This is a genomic window from Azospirillum sp. Marseille-Q6669 (assembly GCF_965111635.1).
Genome location: NZ_CBCOOP010000004.1, coordinates 566,004 through 583,106, shown reverse-complemented (window position 1 = coordinate 583,106; position 17,103 = coordinate 566,004). Strand labels below are relative to the sequence as shown.

16 protein-coding genes are annotated in these 17,103 nt (G+C 66.7%); 8 read left to right on the top strand and 8 right to left on the bottom strand.

The genetic code is table 11. The features are described 5' to 3' along the window. Positions 1–133: 133 nt before the first annotated feature. Together ACWPXE_RS24030 and ACWPXE_RS24025 are read right to left on the bottom strand one after the other, a co-directional pair. The gene (locus tag ACWPXE_RS24030; RefSeq protein WP_454019839.1) at positions 134–484 is read right to left on the bottom strand and encodes a hypothetical protein; all 351 of its coding nucleotides are present in this window, start codon (positions 482–484) and stop codon (positions 134–136) included. Next, positions 477–704, bottom strand: coding sequence for a hypothetical protein (locus tag ACWPXE_RS24025; RefSeq protein ID WP_454019838.1), 228 nt, complete (start codon positions 702–704; stop codon positions 477–479). Before ACWPXE_RS24025 ends, ACWPXE_RS24030 begins: the two co-directional genes overlap by 8 nt. On the opposite strand from ACWPXE_RS24025, the gene ACWPXE_RS24020 reads away from it, so the two are divergent. Next, positions 703–1,536, top strand: a complete 834-nt coding sequence (locus ACWPXE_RS24020) for a helicase-related protein (RefSeq protein WP_454019837.1) — start codon at positions 703–705, stop codon at positions 1,534–1,536. The genes ACWPXE_RS24025 and ACWPXE_RS24020 overlap by 2 nt on opposite strands. Before the next feature lie 289 nt (positions 1,537–1,825). On the opposite strand, the gene ACWPXE_RS24015 is transcribed toward ACWPXE_RS24020, so the two are convergent. The 4 genes from ACWPXE_RS24015 to ACWPXE_RS24000 form a co-directional block, all read right to left on the bottom strand. Beyond that, positions 1,826–2,359, bottom strand: a complete 534-nt coding sequence (locus tag ACWPXE_RS24015) for a transposase (RefSeq protein ID WP_454020056.1) — start codon at positions 2,357–2,359, stop codon at positions 1,826–1,828. Next, positions 2,359–2,649, bottom strand: a complete 291-nt coding sequence (locus ACWPXE_RS24010; RefSeq protein ID WP_454019836.1) for a transposase — start codon at positions 2,647–2,649, stop codon at positions 2,359–2,361. The genes ACWPXE_RS24015 and ACWPXE_RS24010 overlap by 1 nt, the downstream gene beginning before the upstream one ends. A 74-nt stretch (positions 2,650–2,723) precedes the next feature. Beyond that, positions 2,724–3,323, bottom strand: a complete 600-nt coding sequence (locus ACWPXE_RS24005) for a hypothetical protein (protein WP_454019835.1) — start codon at positions 3,321–3,323, stop codon at positions 2,724–2,726. Positions 3,324–3,334: 11 nt separating this feature from the next. Further along, positions 3,335–4,144, bottom strand: a complete 810-nt coding sequence (locus ACWPXE_RS24000) for a helix-turn-helix domain-containing protein (RefSeq protein WP_454019834.1) — start codon at positions 4,142–4,144, stop codon at positions 3,335–3,337. A gap of 741 nt (positions 4,145–4,885) precedes the next feature. On the opposite strand from ACWPXE_RS24000, the gene ACWPXE_RS23995 reads away from it, so the two are divergent. Further along, a complete protein-coding gene (locus tag ACWPXE_RS23995; protein ID WP_454019833.1) occupies positions 4,886–6,184 on the top strand; it encodes a plasmid replication protein in 1,299 nt (432 codons plus the stop codon). A gap of 82 nt (positions 6,185–6,266) precedes the next feature. Here ACWPXE_RS23995 and ACWPXE_RS23990 read toward each other — a convergent pair whose 3' ends face one another. After that, positions 6,267–7,115, bottom strand: a complete 849-nt coding sequence (locus tag ACWPXE_RS23990; protein WP_454019832.1) for a ParB/RepB/Spo0J family partition protein — start codon at positions 7,113–7,115, stop codon at positions 6,267–6,269. After that, positions 7,105–8,100, bottom strand: a complete 996-nt coding sequence (locus tag ACWPXE_RS23985) for an AAA family ATPase (RefSeq protein WP_454019831.1) — start codon at positions 8,098–8,100, stop codon at positions 7,105–7,107. The genes ACWPXE_RS23990 and ACWPXE_RS23985 overlap by 11 nt, the downstream gene beginning before the upstream one ends. Before the next feature lie 489 nt (positions 8,101–8,589). Between ACWPXE_RS23985 and ACWPXE_RS23980 the strand changes: the two genes are divergently transcribed. The 6 genes from ACWPXE_RS23980 to ACWPXE_RS23955 all read left to right on the top strand — a co-directional run bounded on the left by ACWPXE_RS23980 (position 8,590) and on the right by ACWPXE_RS23955 (position 16,897). After that, positions 8,590–10,188 carry an ABC transporter substrate-binding protein gene (locus tag ACWPXE_RS23980; protein ID WP_454019830.1) on the top strand — a complete coding sequence of 533 codons (1,599 nt, stop codon included), beginning with the start codon at positions 8,590–8,592 and terminating at the stop codon, positions 10,186–10,188. 16 nt (positions 10,189–10,204) lie between these two features. Beyond that, the gene (locus ACWPXE_RS23975) at positions 10,205–13,855 is read left to right on the top strand and encodes an ATP-binding protein (protein WP_454019829.1); all 3,651 of its coding nucleotides are present in this window, start codon (positions 10,205–10,207) and stop codon (positions 13,853–13,855) included. A 16-nt stretch (positions 13,856–13,871) separates the two neighbouring features. Next, entirely contained in the window at positions 13,872–14,291 is a 420-nt protein-coding gene (locus ACWPXE_RS23970) for a response regulator (RefSeq protein ID WP_237906676.1), read from the top strand. A gap of 310 nt (positions 14,292–14,601) precedes the next feature. Beyond that, positions 14,602–14,889: a hypothetical protein gene (locus ACWPXE_RS23965; RefSeq protein ID WP_454019828.1), complete on the top strand. Its 288-nt coding sequence runs from the start codon at positions 14,602–14,604 to the stop codon at positions 14,887–14,889. Positions 14,890–14,892: 3 nt separating this feature from the next. Continuing rightward, entirely contained in the window at positions 14,893–15,213 is a 321-nt protein-coding gene (locus ACWPXE_RS23960) for a hypothetical protein (RefSeq protein WP_454019827.1), read from the top strand. Positions 15,214–15,256: 43 nt separating this feature from the next. Next, positions 15,257–16,897 carry a PepSY-associated TM helix domain-containing protein gene (locus ACWPXE_RS23955; protein ID WP_454019826.1) on the top strand — a complete coding sequence of 547 codons (1,641 nt, stop codon included), beginning with the start codon at positions 15,257–15,259 and terminating at the stop codon, positions 16,895–16,897. Positions 16,898–17,103 lie beyond the last annotated feature (206 nt).

Here is a 17,103-nt window from a genome sequence, read left to right as displayed (position 1 = left end):
CTATAGCATTCATTATTCATTGTTAACTAAATTTGCCGTTGTTGAATGGATTTTTACTTAAATGTATTCTGGCTTTATTGTTTTAATTTCACAGCAGCAGAGGCTAGAAAACATCCTGGGCGGCTTCATTCACTTAGATTTCCAGGTCATTCGCCTCGAAGAGGTCCCGGACCATGCCGCCCACAGCCACGCACTCGATGATGTGGCCGACAGCCTTCCCGCGCTCGTCCAACAAGCTCACCGAAAAGCACGGATAGGCTGGTCCAGGGTCGGCGTAATGGTAGGGGCCATTCACCGACGCAACAGTAAAATGATCGATGTGCAATCCTCCCCAGGTGCGCCGAACCTCGATGCGGTCACCCGATCGCAAAAACCCTGGGACCATCGGCTCTCCGGGCGGCGTCTGCCGGTACGTCAGATTCCATCCGCCCTCAGGCGCCGTGTAGGCGCAGTCGCGGAGGAAGGCATTGCTGGGCTCAGGCATGGAAGCCTCCCCGCGCTAAAGCAGCAGTGCCGGCCGGGGTGAGGAAGGCCTGCCCACCTTCGACATCAATCAGCCCGGCGGACATGAAGTCATCAAAGACGGTCCAGTCGATTTCCTGGATCGTCCACGCCGCCCAGCGTCCCTCGGCCACCGCCCGAAGGTGGCGTTGCCGCCCCTCGTCGGCGCGGGCAGAAGCGTAGGAGAATAGATCATCAGGCATGCGCCACCTCCGCCGCCAGCTTGTCGATGTTGCAGCGATGGACGGCGAAGGTCGCATGCTGGACATGGGCTTCCTTGATGACGTCGAGCGGATCGCCGACGCCTGCAAGGCCGGCCGCCAGACGCTGCTGTTCACGGCCACGCTGGACCGCCGCATGAGCCAACTCGCCGGCAAGCTGCTGCGCAACCCGGAACGCGTCGCCGTCCAAAGCCAAGCGACCGCGATCAACGTTGAACAGCGCCTGCACCACACCGACGATATGGACCACAAGCGCCGGTTGCTGATGCACTTTGCCAGCCAGGATGAAGTCGGCAAAGCGATTATCTTCGCCGCGACCAAGCGCGACGCCGACGCACTGGCGGAGGAGTTGAGCACCGCCGGCCATGCCGCCGCTGCCCTGCACGGCGACATGGACCAGTCCAAGCGCAACCGCACGCTCCAGCGGCTGCGCACCGGCCAGGTCCGTCTGCTGGTCGCGACCGACGTGGCCGCCCGCGGCATCGACGTGCGCGACATCACCCACGTCATCAACTTCGACCTGCCGCGCTCGGCCGAGGATTATGTCCACCGCATCGGCCGCACCGGCCAGGCCGGTGCCTCAGGCATCGCGGTGTCCTTCGCCTCCCGCGCCGACCGCGAGACCCTGTCCCGCATCGAACGCTTCACCGGGGCGACGCTGGCGATCCATACGATCCCCGGCATTGAGCCGCAACGTTCTTTCTCCGGCGGCACCGGCCGGCCGGCGGGCCGCCCGGCCATTCGCGGCGGAGCGAGGCCGTGGCAGCGCGACGGCGGCCAGGGCAGACCGCAGGCCCGCGCCGGACGCTGGTAAAAGCGTTCGGGCAAGACAACCAGATCAGGCGCGGCCCTTCGGGACCGCGCCTTTTCTCTTGGGGAACCGAAGCGGGCACCGGGCGCCTATCTGCGGATATCGCAGGGCAACGGCTTGAAGCATCTTCGCGGCTTGTCCGGCCAGTTCCTGGGCAAACTGCCATGCCTGCGATTCCCGCGCATCGCGAACCGCAGCGTACAGCGCAGCCTTCGGCGCAACGGTGAGAAGGCCCGTCAGCGTGTTGCATCGAGGCGAGGGGGGCAAGGGATCGCCCCATTCCCACCATTGATCAGGCGACACGAACGGCCTCCGGGCGTCCAAGGTCGCGCATGCGATTGAGGACCTCGGCAGCGATGGCGACCTCAGTGACCTGCGCCTTGACGGTATGGAAACGCCGTCCATCACCGATGACCTGCGTCCAGCGCCCGATCTGGCCCTCCACGCGAGCCCTTCGGTTGTACGCGCTGTCCCGCTGCCAAGCCATGCGGCCCGTCACGGCGATCGCCTGAATGTGGCGGTCGCGCTGAATGGGCGCAGTTGCTGCCATGTCGCTGAGAACGGCGTCAGCCCGAGGCGCCGTTACGACCGCGGCTTGGGGATGCCGCTCGTGCACGGTCGCGTAGACCGCCGGTCGATCGTAAGCGCCGTCGCCAGTGAAGGAGGCCACCGGGTCCGTGATTTGGTCGAGCAAGGGCCCGACCTGGGCGGCGTCATCCACCTCGCGGCCGGTCAGCGTGGCCGCAACGATCCGACCACTCGCCGCGTCCATGCCGATGTGCAGTTTCCTCCAGGATCGCCGCTTCCTGGTCCCATGCTTTTCGATCAGCCACTCGCCCGGCCCACACAGCCGATGAGACCTTCGGTGTGGCGTAGCGCCGGATGGAAAACGGCGCGCAGCATCAGCGCCGTCGTGATCGTGAGGTCCGAGTGGTTGGGCTGCCCGCCCGGAGTGGTCCGGGGCGCAGCCCTCCAGCCCTCGATGGCTTCGTTGCTGACCCATACCGTAAGGCTGCCACGTTGGCGTGGCGCGGCATCATATTCGGCCCAGTTCGTCACCTTGCGTTTGGGCCGAGGAATGCGATGGCGACGAGCGGCGTTGGCCTTGTGCGGCATAATAGGGAACCTGAACACAAACGGCGGCTCTGCCTATGCCAGCACGCCCATCCGTGCAACACCCTGGCACCGGCTCATGGAAACCGGCGGATCTCCGCCAGCCCGTTTCCGGCATCGGAAGCCCGAAACGCCTGGACGATCTGCCGGAGCCGTTGCGCCACGACGCGCTCCTTCGCGCAGGCCTCCTCGCACAGCGCGCGCATCTCGGCGATGCTCGGCCTCCACTTCCTCGTCCGGCGCCACGCGCGCGCCGCGTCGTCGATGGCCCAGGCCGGAAACTCGCCCAGGTCCTCGACCCAGTCCATGGCGACCAGCCGCTCGACGTCGGGGGGCAGTCCCTTGGCCGGGAAATGGGACAGCAAGGCCAGCACACGGCCAAGAAGATGGTCGGGCTCGGCCGGCGCAAGGATGGAATCCTGCAGGTCTGCCAGCACCCGCTGCGCCATGGCGACTTGCCGGGCGGAAACTGCCACCGGCGGTAACCAGTTTTCCTGAAGCCCCTCGAACCCGTTCTCGCCGAAGCGCGGACGGTGTTCCAGGGTACCGGCGGCCAGAAGCTCGCGCACCGCTCCCGGAAAAGCGGCAACGAGAAGCCGGCAACGTTCGGCTGGAGCCATCGCCGGGTCAAAGGGCAGAGAGGACCGTTCCGGCAGCGGCATCATGGCGATGGACATCGACGATTTCCTCAGAAACGGGGACGGGGGACGGGCTGGACGCCCTTGAGCCTCGCGGCAACGGTCATCCAGGCGTCGACCCGCTGTTCGGCGACGCTCTGGCGGGCATGGTTGGTGTTCATGACGGCCGTCCCGCCGGACGGGGCGGATCTCACCGTCGGCGCTTTGCCGGCCGCCACGTCCTGGGCAAGCCACGCCCGCCAGGCGGCGGAGATGTCGCGGTACCGGTAGCCGTGGGCTTGGCAGCGCAGGACGAATCCTTCCACATGCCGGCTGAGATCGACCGAGCCGAAACGGTTCCCGGCCCAGGCGAGGTCGTCGGCGTTGGGCATCCAATCCGCGGGCACTTCACACACCGGTCCGCGTCCGCCCGAAGCGAGCGAGTCGGGATTCTGTTCAGGATGATGGTGTTCATGACTCGGTGCTGGACAGGGGACGTTCGTCAGTGAGTCATCCCTGTCGCTGGTCGGAACAGGGCGCAATGGGGCTTGGTCGCCAGCGGCTTGGGGGAAGGTCTCCTCGCACTGGGCGACGCGCAGCCGGTACAGGCAGGACAACCGTGAGCCGTCGCGGCCGCGGCGGTGCTCGATGGTGACCAGACCCATGTCGTGAAGGCGCTGCAGGATGCGGTTGATGGTCGGGCGCGACCGTTTCAGTTTTGCTGCCAGCGTCGACTGCGACGGCCAGCAGACACCGTTCTCGTTGGCGAAAGTGGCAAGAGCCGCAAGCACGGCGAATCCATCCGCGTCGAGGTCGGGATGGTCCAGCCACCAGGCGGGGATCTTGCCCCAGCGGCTGTTGCTCTCGGTCGTGGTGGTCATGCGGCGCTCCCGCGAGATCGTGGAACCGGCGTCGGCCGGCGTTCTTGCAGGCAGGATTCCCCGGATGCTTCGGACTCAGCAAAGCGCGCCCGTCTCCTATCGACAGGTGGCGGGCGCGCTCGTGGTAGGTGCCAGGCGCAATTGCGAAGGTTGCAGGCGCGGCATCGGCAGGAGGCAGACGCGCATATGGAGGTGTCAGGCGCGGTAACCACCGCGACTCGGGACGCGGCGAAACGCGCCTGTGACCTATCGGTGTGTCGAAGAGACTCCGGAGTTGTCCAATTCTATAGGATGCAGGCGCGTTTCGGGGGCCTGGGATAGGGCGCAGGCGCGCTTCGACTCGTTGGATTCGCTAGGTGACAGGCGCGTTCACCGGCCGGACTGCTCGGTAGGTGACAGGCGCACTTCGCCGCGGTGCTGAATCTCCAGCCTGCGGAGCCTTTGGAAAAGTCCTGCCGGGGCGCTCCTGCACCGAGGCTGGCCTTGGGGTCCGCGCAATGGCGAAGTGCGGCGCGACGCCAGCCCCGTGTCGAGGAAGCGACTGTCCGATTCGGTCCCATGCCGGGGAGTCGTTCGGCAACCGCGCCTGCGACCTACTGCCTGTGCGCCCGTTGCCTACCGGAAGCGCGCCTGCCACCTACTGCAAGCGCGCCTGTCACCTATGGTCCCACGCGCGACGTCGTTGCGTTGGACAGTGGAAGAGACATAGGCTTGGTGTTCAGGATTTCGGAGAGGCACCAGATGTCGGGGCAGATCGTCGTCAAGCAGCGCCGTATGGAGACGCAGGGGCAGACCGTCCAAGGCACGCTGTTCGAACACATCGACGCCACCACGGGCCGACGCCACAGCGTCAACATGGTTTCTCTGTACGATCTGGCTCCCAAGTATATTTTCGACAGCCCTGAATCGAAGGCCAACGGGCAGGCGGCGCACAGCCTGGAGCCCCGCGACCCGGCGGCTCAGGACGACCGCCTGCCGATGATCCACCGTCAGTTTTCCTTCGCCGATCAGATCTACCACCTCACGGTCGTTCCGGCGCGCATCCAGCGCCGGGTGAAGGGCAAGGACGGCCGTTTCCTCCGTGACGCCAGCGGGGCTCAGGTGGTGGAGGAGATCGACGCCTATCCGGGTGAACGCGAACAGATCATTGAGGACGTGATCCGCAAGCTGGCCTCGGACCCGGCGCGCCTGTCGGTGGACAACGGCGAGGCGATCCTGCGCTTCTCGCTCTACGAGGTCTGGCAGGAGCTTCGCTCGGTCCGGCACACTCTCAGCATTCCGGAGATCAAGGAAGCGCTGATGATCATGCGGCGCTGCACGGTCCAGATCGAGCGCCGTGGCCGCCGCAAGGTCATGATGGACTCCGGGATCTTCGCCGGCCTCGGGTTGCGGCAGCGTCCCAGCGAGACGGACGACACCGATGATTCCTCGATCCTCGATGACGAGAGCAGCGACGCGGAAACCTTTGTCCAGTTCAACATGATGCTCCGCGAGGCGATCCGCCGGGTCGATTGGCACTCGATCTCCTACGAAGCCCTGATGAAGATCCGCAACCCGTTTTCGCGCTGGCTGTTCAAGCGCATCGCGGAAACGCTGAGGCAGGACCCCTCGCAGTCGGTCGTCAGCATCACCGCCCGCGATATCATCCGCGATTCCGGAATGTCGGAGTGGTCGCGGTTCCGCGACATGCGGCTGCGGATTCACGACGTCGTCAAAGCGCTCGCCGACACGCAGATCGGGGCTCTCGACCGCATCGAGATCGAGGAGATCAAGGAGGGGCGGAAGTACGTCGACGTCGAGTACAACCTTTATCCTTCCCAGTCCTTCCTCGACCAGATCCGCCGCGCTGTGGCGGAGCGGGCCGTCAACGAACGCGAACTCACCTTGGTCGTCAACAACGACGATCTCGACGAGAGCGGCCGCCCCAAGCGTTTCGTTCCGGTCACTCCCGAGGTGGCCAACCAAAGCCGCCGTCGCCGTCGCGCGGCGCTGCCGAAGGGTGGCGACGGGCAGATGCCTCTGCTGGACATCGTCAAGTAAGCGCAGGCAAGGGGCACATGTGAACTGCCCCTGCCCTCCCCTGCCCGCCCGATGAGGCAGGCCGGGCGGTGCGGCGAGCCGTTCAATCGGCGAGGAGCGCCGCCAGCTTCTTCTGAATCACTTCGAGCGCGGACCGTTCGGCGGCGCCGATGCCCTCACGGTTCTCCTCAAGCTTGGCAACCATCTGGACGAGGCCCCGGACCGCGGCGCCGGCCGCGCGTCTCTTGAGCAAGAGGCCATCCGGCTCCTTGCGCTTCATCTCCTGACGCTGCTCGGTGATCGCCTTCGCGGTCGCTCCCCTTCTGGCGAGCCTCCACAGCTTGCGCTGCCCGTCTTCGCTGGGCGCGGCGGCGACCTCCTCCAGCGTGGTTTGCGGGACGCGGTCGGCGAGGGTCATGTACTCGTCGAGGACGTCCTGCGGCAGAGTGAGGATGCCGAGCGCCCGCGAGATCGCTGCGGGAGTCTTGCCGATCACTTCGGCCAGCTTTTCCTGGGTGTAGCCGTGCTTGCTGCGAAGGCCGTCGAGCGAGCGGGCCGTCTCGACCGCGTTCAGTGATTTGCGCTGCAGATTGTCGACCAGCGCCAGCTCGTCGGGGTCTCCCGAGAGCACCCGCGCGAAGATCGTGGTTCGGCCCAGCAACTCGAAAACCCGCAGGCGCCGTCCGCCGCCGACCAGGGCGTAGCCGCCTCCGCCTCCGGGGGTCACCAGGATCGGATACATCAGGCCGTGCCGCAGGATGGACCGCCGCAGTTCGGTGAGGGAGGCATCGTCCTGCACGGCGCGCGGCTGGTGCGTGTGGCGGTCGATGCGATCGATGTCCAGTTCGAGCACCGAGGGGAAGTCGTCGGAGAGGTCGAACGCCTTCGGCGCCGGTCCGGTCACCTCGGCCGATGCGGTCAGGTCGGTGCGGCGGGCGAGCTTACGCGACATGGGCCTTCTTCTCCTTGGCGGCGGCGCGAGCGGCGGCGGCGATTTCCTCGAAGACGGCGCGGCCGGGGATGTTCTTGACGGCGGCGAGAGGAATCACGCCCGATGCCGCCGCCTGGGCGAACACGGTTGCCCTCGGAATGGGATCGAAAATCCGGTAACGATCGCCGTAGCCCCGGCGCAGATCCTCCAGCGTCGCCTGGTCCTGGGTCAGGCGGGCGGAGAACAGCGTGGGAAGGATACCCAGCATGCGCAGTCCGGGATTGCGGCGCCGCCGCAGGTTCTCCAGGGAATGCAGCACGTTTCGCAGGCCGACGAGCGCCAACGCCTCGGTCTGGCACGGCACCAGCAGAAGGTCCGACGCCTCGAGCGCGCTGACGGTGACGGCGCCCAGGTTCGGGGCGGTGTCGAGTACGATGAAGTCGTACTGGTTCCGGACTTCGCCGATGCGCTGCCGCAGGGGGGCCAGCTTGCCAAGGGCAAGTTCGACGTCGGCATCCGCCAGGCTCATAAAGGCGGGAAGGAGGTCAAGCCGCGGCTCCGGGGTTTGGATGATGTAGTCGGCGAGCGGCTTGTCGTCCGCCAGGGCGTAGTACAAGGTCCGGCGTTCGACCTCCATCTGGTCCATCTGGGTGGGCGAGTAGCCGAGATGGACGGTGGCGCTGCCCTGGCTGTCGCAATCGATCAGCAGAACCTTCGACCCTTGGGCGAGCAGGCAATAGGCGATGCACAGGGCTGAGGTCGTCTTCGAAACGCCTCCTTTCGCGGAGCCGCACATCACGACGGTGGCGCGGCGCGGCCGGTCGGTCCTGCGCTCGGTCTCGACAGCGTCCACGACCGCTTTGGGGGTCCGTTCCGATCCGCTTTCCCAGCGTGAAATCTGTGCCCGGTCGTATTTGCGGCCCAGGCTCTTGTTGAGCCAAGCGGCCAGTTCGGTCTGGCTCCACCCACGCTCCTCGCGCAGCCCCTTGAGGCTTTCTCCGGCCATGGTTCGTGGGGTCTCCCGTCCGCTTGTCCGGCCGCATCCTTCGTCAAACCCTCAACATTGTCAACGGATTTTCCCAAGATTGCCTCAACACAGAGGTTTCGGTTTTTCAATATGGAAAGTTGCGATCCGGCTAGCTTTGCGCACTTTTTGCGAGCTTAAGTCGACTTAACCTCACACCGGTCCGCTTCCGTGCGGCTGAGCCGCGCCGCTCTGGCGGCAGTCCGTATCGGTGCCTGTCCGGCCGCTCAATGAAATGGTGCGCTTCTCGCCACTCCCCCTCGATGCGTTCGGATCGTTATAGAAAATTTCGACGACGAAGCATTGTTTCCCCGGAGAAACTTAAAGATTGTCTTTTGAAAGATATCATCAATTGCAAGTATGCGTTCGTTGGCTTTAATCTCCGCAAACCAATTGGGGGCTCGGGCAGGTGATCGGTTGAAGGAGTGCGGTGCAGTGAAGGCAGGTTTGTTGAAGAATGGGTGGGCCCGGTTGGGCGGGGCATTCCTGATCGCGGCGACAGCTCTGGCGGGCGCCGGAGTGCAGCAGAAGGCCGAGGCTGCATCGACGCTGGTTTTCTGTTCGGAAGGCAACCCGGACAATCTGGCCCCGGCGCTGGCCCGCACCAACACCAGCTTCGACGCGATCCTGCACGCTTACGACACGCTGGTGCGCTTCGATGCGGAGTCGAAGAGCATCGTGCCCGCGCTGGCGGAATCCTGGACCATCTCGCCGGACGGCACCGTCTACACCTTCAAGCTGCGGCCCGGCGTGCGCTTCCACGATACGCCCGGCTACACGCCGACACGCACGCTGACCTCCGTCGACGTGCTGTTCAGCTTCTTCCGGCAATGGCGCAAGGACCATCCGTACCATTCGGTCGGAAACGGGGCCTACAATTACTTCAACGACCTCTCCATGGGATCGATTCTGAAGTCGATCGAGGCGGTGGACGACCTGACGGTGCGCTTCACCCTCAACCGGCCGCAGGCGCCCTTCCTGGCCAACCTGTCGATGGTCTTCGCCGCCATCACCTCGGCGGAATACGCCGACACCATGGCCAAGCTCGGCACGCCGGAGCTGTTCGATCGGGAGCCGGTGGGGACCGGCGCCTTCCAGCTTCTCTCCTACCAGAAGGACAACCTGCTTCAGTACAAGGCGTTCGAAGGGCACTGGGCCGGGCGCCCGCCCCTGGACAACCTGGTCTTCGCCATCACCCCCAACGCCACGGTCCGCTTGAACCGGCTGCAGGCCGGCGAATGCCATGTCATGCCCTATCCCAACCTGACCGACCTGCCGAAGATCCGGAACAGCCCGTCGCTGACCCTGCTGCGGCAGGAGGGCTACAACGTTGCCTTCCTTACCTTCAACGTGGAACGGAAGCCGCTGGACGACGTGCGGGTGCGCCGGGCGCTCAGCATGGCCATCGACAAGGAAACTCTGGTCGACGCGCTCTACGGCGACACCGGGCGCACGGCGAAGAATCCGTTGCCGCCGACGAGCTGGGGCTACAACGACGCCATCACCGACATCCCCTACGACCCCAAGGGCGCGAGCCAGCTCCTGGCCGAGGCCGGCTACGCCAACGGCTTCGAGATCGAGCTGTGGCACATGCCGGTGGCCCGGCCCTACATGCCCGCCGGCAAGCGGGCGGCGGAAATGATGGCCAACGATCTGGCCCAGGTCGGCGTCAAGGCCACCCTGGTGACCGACGACTGGTCGGTCTACATGAAGCGGCTGATGAACGGTGACCACCAGCTGGGCATGATCGGCTGGACCGGAGACAACAGCGACCCGGACAACTTCCTCTACACGCTGCTGAGCTGCGAGGGAGCCCGCAAGGGCGGCGGCAACATGGGCAAATGGTGCGACCGCTCCTTCGACGACCTCATCATCGAGGCCAAGCAGACCACCGACCTCGCCAAACGCACCGCCCTGTACCATCGGGCGCAGGAAGTGTTCAAAGACCAAGCTCCGTGGCTGCCGCTGGCCCATTCCATGGTGTTCATGGTGCTGCGCGAGGAGGTGAAGGGCTATCGGATGAATCCTTTCGGCCTGCACCTGTTCCACCGCGTCGATCTCGCCCAGTGAACGGCGGCGCGCGGTGATGATCCGCACCAACATCGCCCTGCGGATCGCCGCGGTTGGCGGCATGCCCGTGCTGGTGGCGGCGGCCATCGCCATCGTCGCGTGGTTCCTGCTGCAGCAGTCCGACCGCGCCAACGGTTCGGTGGTCACCGCCGGCACGATCTACCGCGAGCTGCTGGGGGCGGAGGCGGCGCGCTCCGACTATCTGAACACCGCGGCCAGCCGGCGGGCGGCCCAGGCCGTCCGCTTCGACGCCCACACCGGCGAGGCGCGCCGCCATCTGGACGCTCTGGCCGACGCCACCGAGGACGATACGCTGGAAAGCGCCGTCAGCGAGACGCGGCGGGTTCTGGACCGTTACGCCACGCAGATGGAGGAGCTGAAGGCGGTCACGGAGCAGAACGACGCCCTGATCGGCGCCATGGACCAGCAGGCGGCCCGGTTGATCGACATCACCGACGCCGCCCGCCAGCGCCAGAACCTCGCCAACCTCGGCTATGCCGAGACGGTGGCGGACTCCGACCGCCGCCTGAGCCTGCACCGCGACGTGCTGGACAACGCCCGCAGCATCTACGCCGCGCTGGCCGGTCTGTGGCGGCACGAGGCGGCCCGGCTGTCCCGCGAACACGGTCAGGCTCAAGGCGGCGGCGCACCCGGCAGTTCCGGTACGCACGACACCGGCGTACTGATGCTGCGCCTGAGCAACAGCGCGGAAGCGCTGGAGGAGGCACTGGAGCGGGCTGCCGCCGCGGAAGGGCGCGGGAGCCGGGGGCAAAAACGCATCGTCGCGGCGGTCTCGCAGGTGTCCAGCGCGTTGATGGACGGCGGCGACATCCGGGACAGTGCGCAGGAGCTGGAAAAGCGCATCGACCAGATCCTGAACGTCTATGGTACGGCCTACGCCGCCACGCTGAACGAGGTCACCGAACTCACCGCCCACGCCGTGTCGGCCAACGAGACCGAACAGCAGGCGCAAGGCGTGACCATCGCCGTGCTGAAGCTGGCGCACGCCACAGCCGACGCGGTGAGCCACCGGGACATCGGAGCGACCATCACGCTGATCGCGGACGGCACGGCGGTGGAGGAGCAGATCGAGCGGATCGCACTGCCCCCGCTGGTTCGCGGCGGCATGATCTCCGCCGTGGCCGGCTGGCGGGAAAGCCTGGACAAGGTGCGCGAGGGGCTGAGCGTCCAGGACCTGATGATCGCCCGGATGGACGCGGACGCGAAGGAGATGGCGTCGGGTGCCAGCGCGCTGAACGACACGTTCCGCAGCAACGCCGAAACCATCGGGGCCTTCCTGCGGTCCGCCCTTGTGCTCGGGGCCACCGCCGGCCTGCTGCTGGCGATCGCCGGGGCCTTCTACGCCGCTCGCTCGATCACCCGCCCGCTGGACCGCCTGCAAAGGCAGATGGTCCATCTGGCCGGGAACCCTCTGACCGGTGCCATCGTGGACACCGGGCGTCGGGACGAGGTCGGGGCCATGGCCCGCTCGGTGCAGCATTTCGTCACCGAGATCGCCCAGCGGGAAACGGCCCTGCACGAGGCCAAGAACCAGGCGGAGGAGGCGACGCGGGCGAAGTCCTCCTTCCTGGCGGTGATGAGCCACGAGATCCGCACGCCGATGAACGGCGTGACGGCGATGGCCGAGATGCTGGATCAGACCGACCTGACCGAGGAGCAGCACGGCATGCTTGGGGTCATCCGGTCGTCGGCCCAGGCACTTCTCATCATCATCAACGACATCCTGGACTTCTCCAAGATCGAGGCGGGCAAGCTGGAGATCGAATCCGTCCCCTTCTCCCCCCTGGAGGTGGTCGAGGAGTCGGCGGAGCTGGTGGCCGGGCGCATCGAGGAAAAGGGGCTTCAGCTCTCCGTCGACGTCGGGCCGGGCGTTCCCGACCGGCTGACCGGCGATCCGACGCGCGTGCGCCAGATCCTCATCAACCTGATGGGCAACGCCGTCAAGTTCACCGAGAAAGGCAGCGTCGCCGTGACGGTCAGCGCCGAGCCGCGGTCCAGCACGGATGGCCCTGCGGATGGAAGCGTGGTGCTGCGCTTCGCCGTGACCGACAGCGGGATCGGCCTGACCGAGGAGCAGCGGGCCAAGCTGTTCCAGCCCTTCCAGCAGGCCGACAGTTCCACCTCGCGCCGCTTCGGCGGCACCGGGCTCGGCCTGACGATCTGCCACAAGCTGTGCACCATGATGGGGGGCGGCATCGGGGTGGACTCGGTGTTCGGCGAAGGCTCCACCTTTTGGTTCGAGCTGCCCTTCGCGGTGGCCGCCCCGTCCGCCGACTGCCCGCAGCCCCGAACGCCGGCGGCCCCGGCGGTGGCGGTGGATGACGCCCGCGTGGTGGCTGTCGGCTTCGATGGCGCCGGCCGCCAAGCGCTGGAGGGCATTCTGGCCGCCGCCGGCATCGCCCCGCTGGGCTGGTACGACCTGACCGGCGGCCTCGAGGCGGTGACCGGTACCCAGGCCGGTCCGGGGCGGCTGGTGGTGCTGGTCAACGGCGGGGTGCAATCCGAAGCCGCCATCGCCTGCTGCCGCGCCATCGTGCAGTCCCCAGCCTTCGCCGACGGTCCGGTCCCCGCGGTCATCCTGGCCGTGCCGCGGGCGCTGGCCTCCACCATGTCGGAAGCCGACCGCATCGGGCTGCTGTGCGCCGTCAATCTGCCTTTGCGGCGGCGGCGGGTCTGGCTGGCCATCGCGGCGGCGCTGGGCCGGGCCAGTCTGGAACGGCGGTCGGAGCCGCGGGAGCATGACGCCGCCGGCTGGGAACCGCCACCCATCGAGACCGCCATCGCGGCCGGGGCGCTGATCCTGGTGGCGGAGGACAACCCGATCAACCAGACGGTGATCCGCCGCATGCTGAACAAGCGCGGCTACGCCATTGAAATGGCCGACAACGGCGCCCGCGCCCTGGAGATGCTGCAGCCGGGGCGCTACGGCCTGCTGTTGACCGACTTCCACATGCCGGAGATGGACGGCTTCGGCCTGACCCACGCCATCCGTGCCCGTGAGCAGGAGTTGACGGAGGCGTTGGGCGCCGGTGCGGTGACGCGGCTGCCCATCGTCGCGCTGACCGCCGACGCCCTGCCGGGCACGCAGCAGCGCTGTCTGGAAGCGGGGATGGACGGCTATCTGACGAAGCCCATCGAATCCCGGCTGCTGGCCGAAACGCTGGACCGCTTCCTGCCGCAAGCCCGCTCGCTGCGCCTGCCGGCCCGCCGGACGCCTGCCAAGCCGGAGCCAGCCGCCGTGGCTGAAGCGTCCCCCACGCCGAGCTGGGCGGACGCCGACATTGACCCGCAGATTTTCGACCTCGGCCAGCTGAGCCAGAATTTCGGCCGTGACGACCCGGACGCCATGGTCTTCCTCGGCGATTTCCTGGGCATGGCGCCGGGGCTGATCCAGGCCGCCGTGACGGCGCTGGAAGCCGGAGACGCCGGCCCGGCCCGCGACGCGGTCCACACGCTGAAAGGGGCGGCCCTGTCGATCGGGGCGGCCCGGCTGGGCCGGCTGGCCGGCGACACCCAGGACCTGCTGGACGCCGGGGACGCGGAGACCGCCGCGCTTCTCGCCAGCATGCTGGACGCCACCCTGGACGAGTTGATCACCGCGACCGCCGCGATGCGGGCGTCGCACAGTCCCGCACCGACGTCTTGAACAAGGGCAGCCCATTATGGCGGTAGATTACTCGAAGCTGAGCATCCTGATCGTCGAGGACGACAATTTCACCCGCGGCCTGATCCGCAAGGTGCTGAAGGAGATCGGCGTCCGCTCGATCCTGGAATCCTCGAACGGCAAGGATGGGCTGATGGAGGTGGTGCGCACGCGCCCGGACATCGTCTTCTGCGACATCCACATGGCGCCGATGAACGGCAAGCAGTTCCTCCAGGGGGTGCGGGGGATCAAGGTGAAGGACGTGGACAAGACCCCGGTGATCTTCCTGACCGGCGATGCCGACCTCAGCACCGTGCGCTTCGCCAAGGAGCACAACGTCAACGGCTATCTGGTGAAACCGATCAGCCTCGCCAAGCTGCGCGACAGCATCGACGCGGTGGTGTCCAGCAACGCCGGAATGACGCAATGGCTGACCTGAAACCAGCCTGAACCTGCCATTGCAAACGCCCTGAGGCCGGCGTCGCCGTTCTGCCGCACGTTCGATGGGCAGGTGAGAAACGCTTCGGCTTGAGCGACGCCACGCGGCCGCCCGTCCATCCGCGCTCCACAGCCATGGGCAAGGCCAGCTTCCGAGGCTTCTTGAAAGAACGCGGAGCAAGCGCCGGTCACCGACCGCGGCTGTGATTCTTAATGCAAATAGGAATCACTTGCAATTTCAATTCCTGATTGGCAGAACATGGCCTTTCTCCACCGAATCGGATTGGCGCGCCATGATTGGAACCGCACCGATGGCAGAAGCCGCCTTTCACGGGCTGGCTTTGGCCGCGACCGTGGTCGGAATTGCCTGCTTCTATCTTTCGGCACCGCGCCAGCAATGGCTGACCCGCCCACTGGCCGGTCGCCGTAGCCGCGTAATCGGGACGCTCGCGCTGCTGGAAGGGTGGCTGCTGTGGTCGGTGGTGATGCATCCGGTGACCGCGCTGTTCACCAGCCTCACCGTCGGGATGTTGGTCCTCACCATCCTGCCCTTCGCCGCCGCCGCCCGCGGAGCCATGCCCGCACGCCGGGAGGGCTGAGCGATGACCGACGCATCCTCCATCCGCAACACACACGCCCCGATCCGTCCTGACTGGCGGAGCAAGAGTGTGGCCGGGGTGGTCCTGGGATTCTCGCTGGCCATCGCCCTGTCGGGACTGTTCGCCTGGATCGGCCCCGGCGGGCCGGCCGCGGTGAACAAGCTGCAATTCATCATGTGGCTCGTCGTTCCGATCTGGCTGGGGGTGGCCAGCGTCTGCTTCTTGTTCCGCAGCGGGCGACAGGCCTGGCTGTGGCTGGGCTGCGCCAACATCCTGGCCCACACGGCGCTGCTCGCCGCGCGCAGTCCGCTGCTGCTGCACTGATCCTTCGCCCACCCGTCCCGCCCTCACAGCCGCGAGCCGAGCCATGGCCATCCGCACCGACGTCGTGCGCCTCTACCGTCAGGTCCACACCTGGACCGGCATCCTGACCGGGTTGATCCTGTTCGTCTGCTTCTATGCCGGTGCCCTCACCATGTTCAAGGAACCGCTGGAACGCTGGATCACGCCGCCGGTGGCGGTGACTCCGGCGACACTCGACCGGGCGGAGGACCTGGTCGCCGCCACGCGTGCCTTGCGGCCGGAGGTGCGGGACTTCACCCTGGCGGTCGGGCCGGCCCTGGCCGGAGAGGCGCCGCTGCGCCTGACCTGGACGGAGGAACGCTTCGACCCCGCCCCCTGGGCCGCCACCCTGGCGCCGGACGGATCGGTGGCGGTGGAACAGCTCAACCCGTCGGGCATTGGGCTACTGGTGGACTTCCTGCACCGCACCGTGGGCATTCCGGGCGATCTGGACATCGGCACCACGGTGACGGGCATCGCCAGCGCGCTCTACGTCGTGGCCCTGGTGTCGGGCGTGATCATCCTGCTGCCGTCGCTGGTCAAGGATTTCCTGATCCTGCGCGTCACCCGGAACGTGAAGCGCCTGTGGCTGGACGCTCACAACCTGCTGGGGCTGATCAGCCTGCCCTTCCACATCGTCATCGCCCTGTCGGCGGTGGTGTTCGGGCTGCACGACCACATCTACGACACGTTGGACCGTGTGGTCTATGGCGGGCAGATGCGCGCCGTGGCGGCGGCCAGCAGCCCGTTCCGTACAGTTTCAAAGGACATGAGCCCGGCGGGCATGCTGCCGACTAAGGAGTTCCTGACGCGCGTCCACAGCCTCGCCCCCGGCTTCCAGCCGGTCAGCCTGGAGTATCACGACGCCGGCACCGGGGCCGCCACCGTGCGCGTCTGGGGCCATGACCCGCGTTATCTGGTGCGGCGGGAGGGCTTCGTTCTGATGGGGGCGGTGGACGGCCGGATCATCGACACCGAATACATGCCGGGACACCAGAACGGATGGTCGGCCACCGTCTCCGCCTTCTTCGCGCTGCATTTCGGGAGCTTCGGCGGCGGCATCGTGCGCTGGTCCTACTTCCTGCTCGGGCTGGCCGGGGCAGCGCTGTTCTACACCGGCAACCTGCTGTGGATCGAATCGCGGCGGCGGACGGAGCGGCAGGCGAAAGGCCGGTCGACCGTCGGCCCGGTCGAGCAGAGCCGTGCCACCCGCCTGCTGGCCGCCGGGACGGTCGGAGTCTGCCTGGGCTGCGTGGCCGGTTTGTCGTTGACCATCGCCGCCGGGAAGTGGCTGAGCGGGCTGGTGGACGACCTGCACGCCTGGCATTGGGGCATCTACTACGCGGTCTTTCTGGGCGCCTGCGCCTGGGCGTTCCTGCGCGGGGCGTCCCGTGCGGGAGTGGAACTGCTGTGGGTCAGCGCGGTGGCCACTGCGGCCATCCCGGCGACCTCGCTGCTCGGCCTCGTCATGCCGGGTCTTTGGCTGTCGGATGGGTTGATCGGAGTCGATCTGGTGGCGTTGGCCGGTGGGCTGGTCTTCGCCGCGATGGCCCGTGGAGCGGCGCGGCGCGCCCTCAGCGGCCCGCGGGACAGCGTCTGGGCCTCCCCGGTCGAGCGCTCGGACTCGGAGGTGGGCGTCCAACCGCTTGCCCATCCGGCGGAGTGATCCCCCGGAGAGTGATGGCGGCCACCTGAAAAACAACTCCGCCGAGTCATAGTCCTTGCAGCGAAAAGGGATATGCACTAACAATCGAAAGAGGTAGTTGAGAATGAGTCGCATTAGCAACTACGTATTTGTCTAATCAGGGGATATGAGTATGACCAATCGCACATCGGGGGCGTGTGCAGAAGAAGGGACGGCGGCCGGCCGTC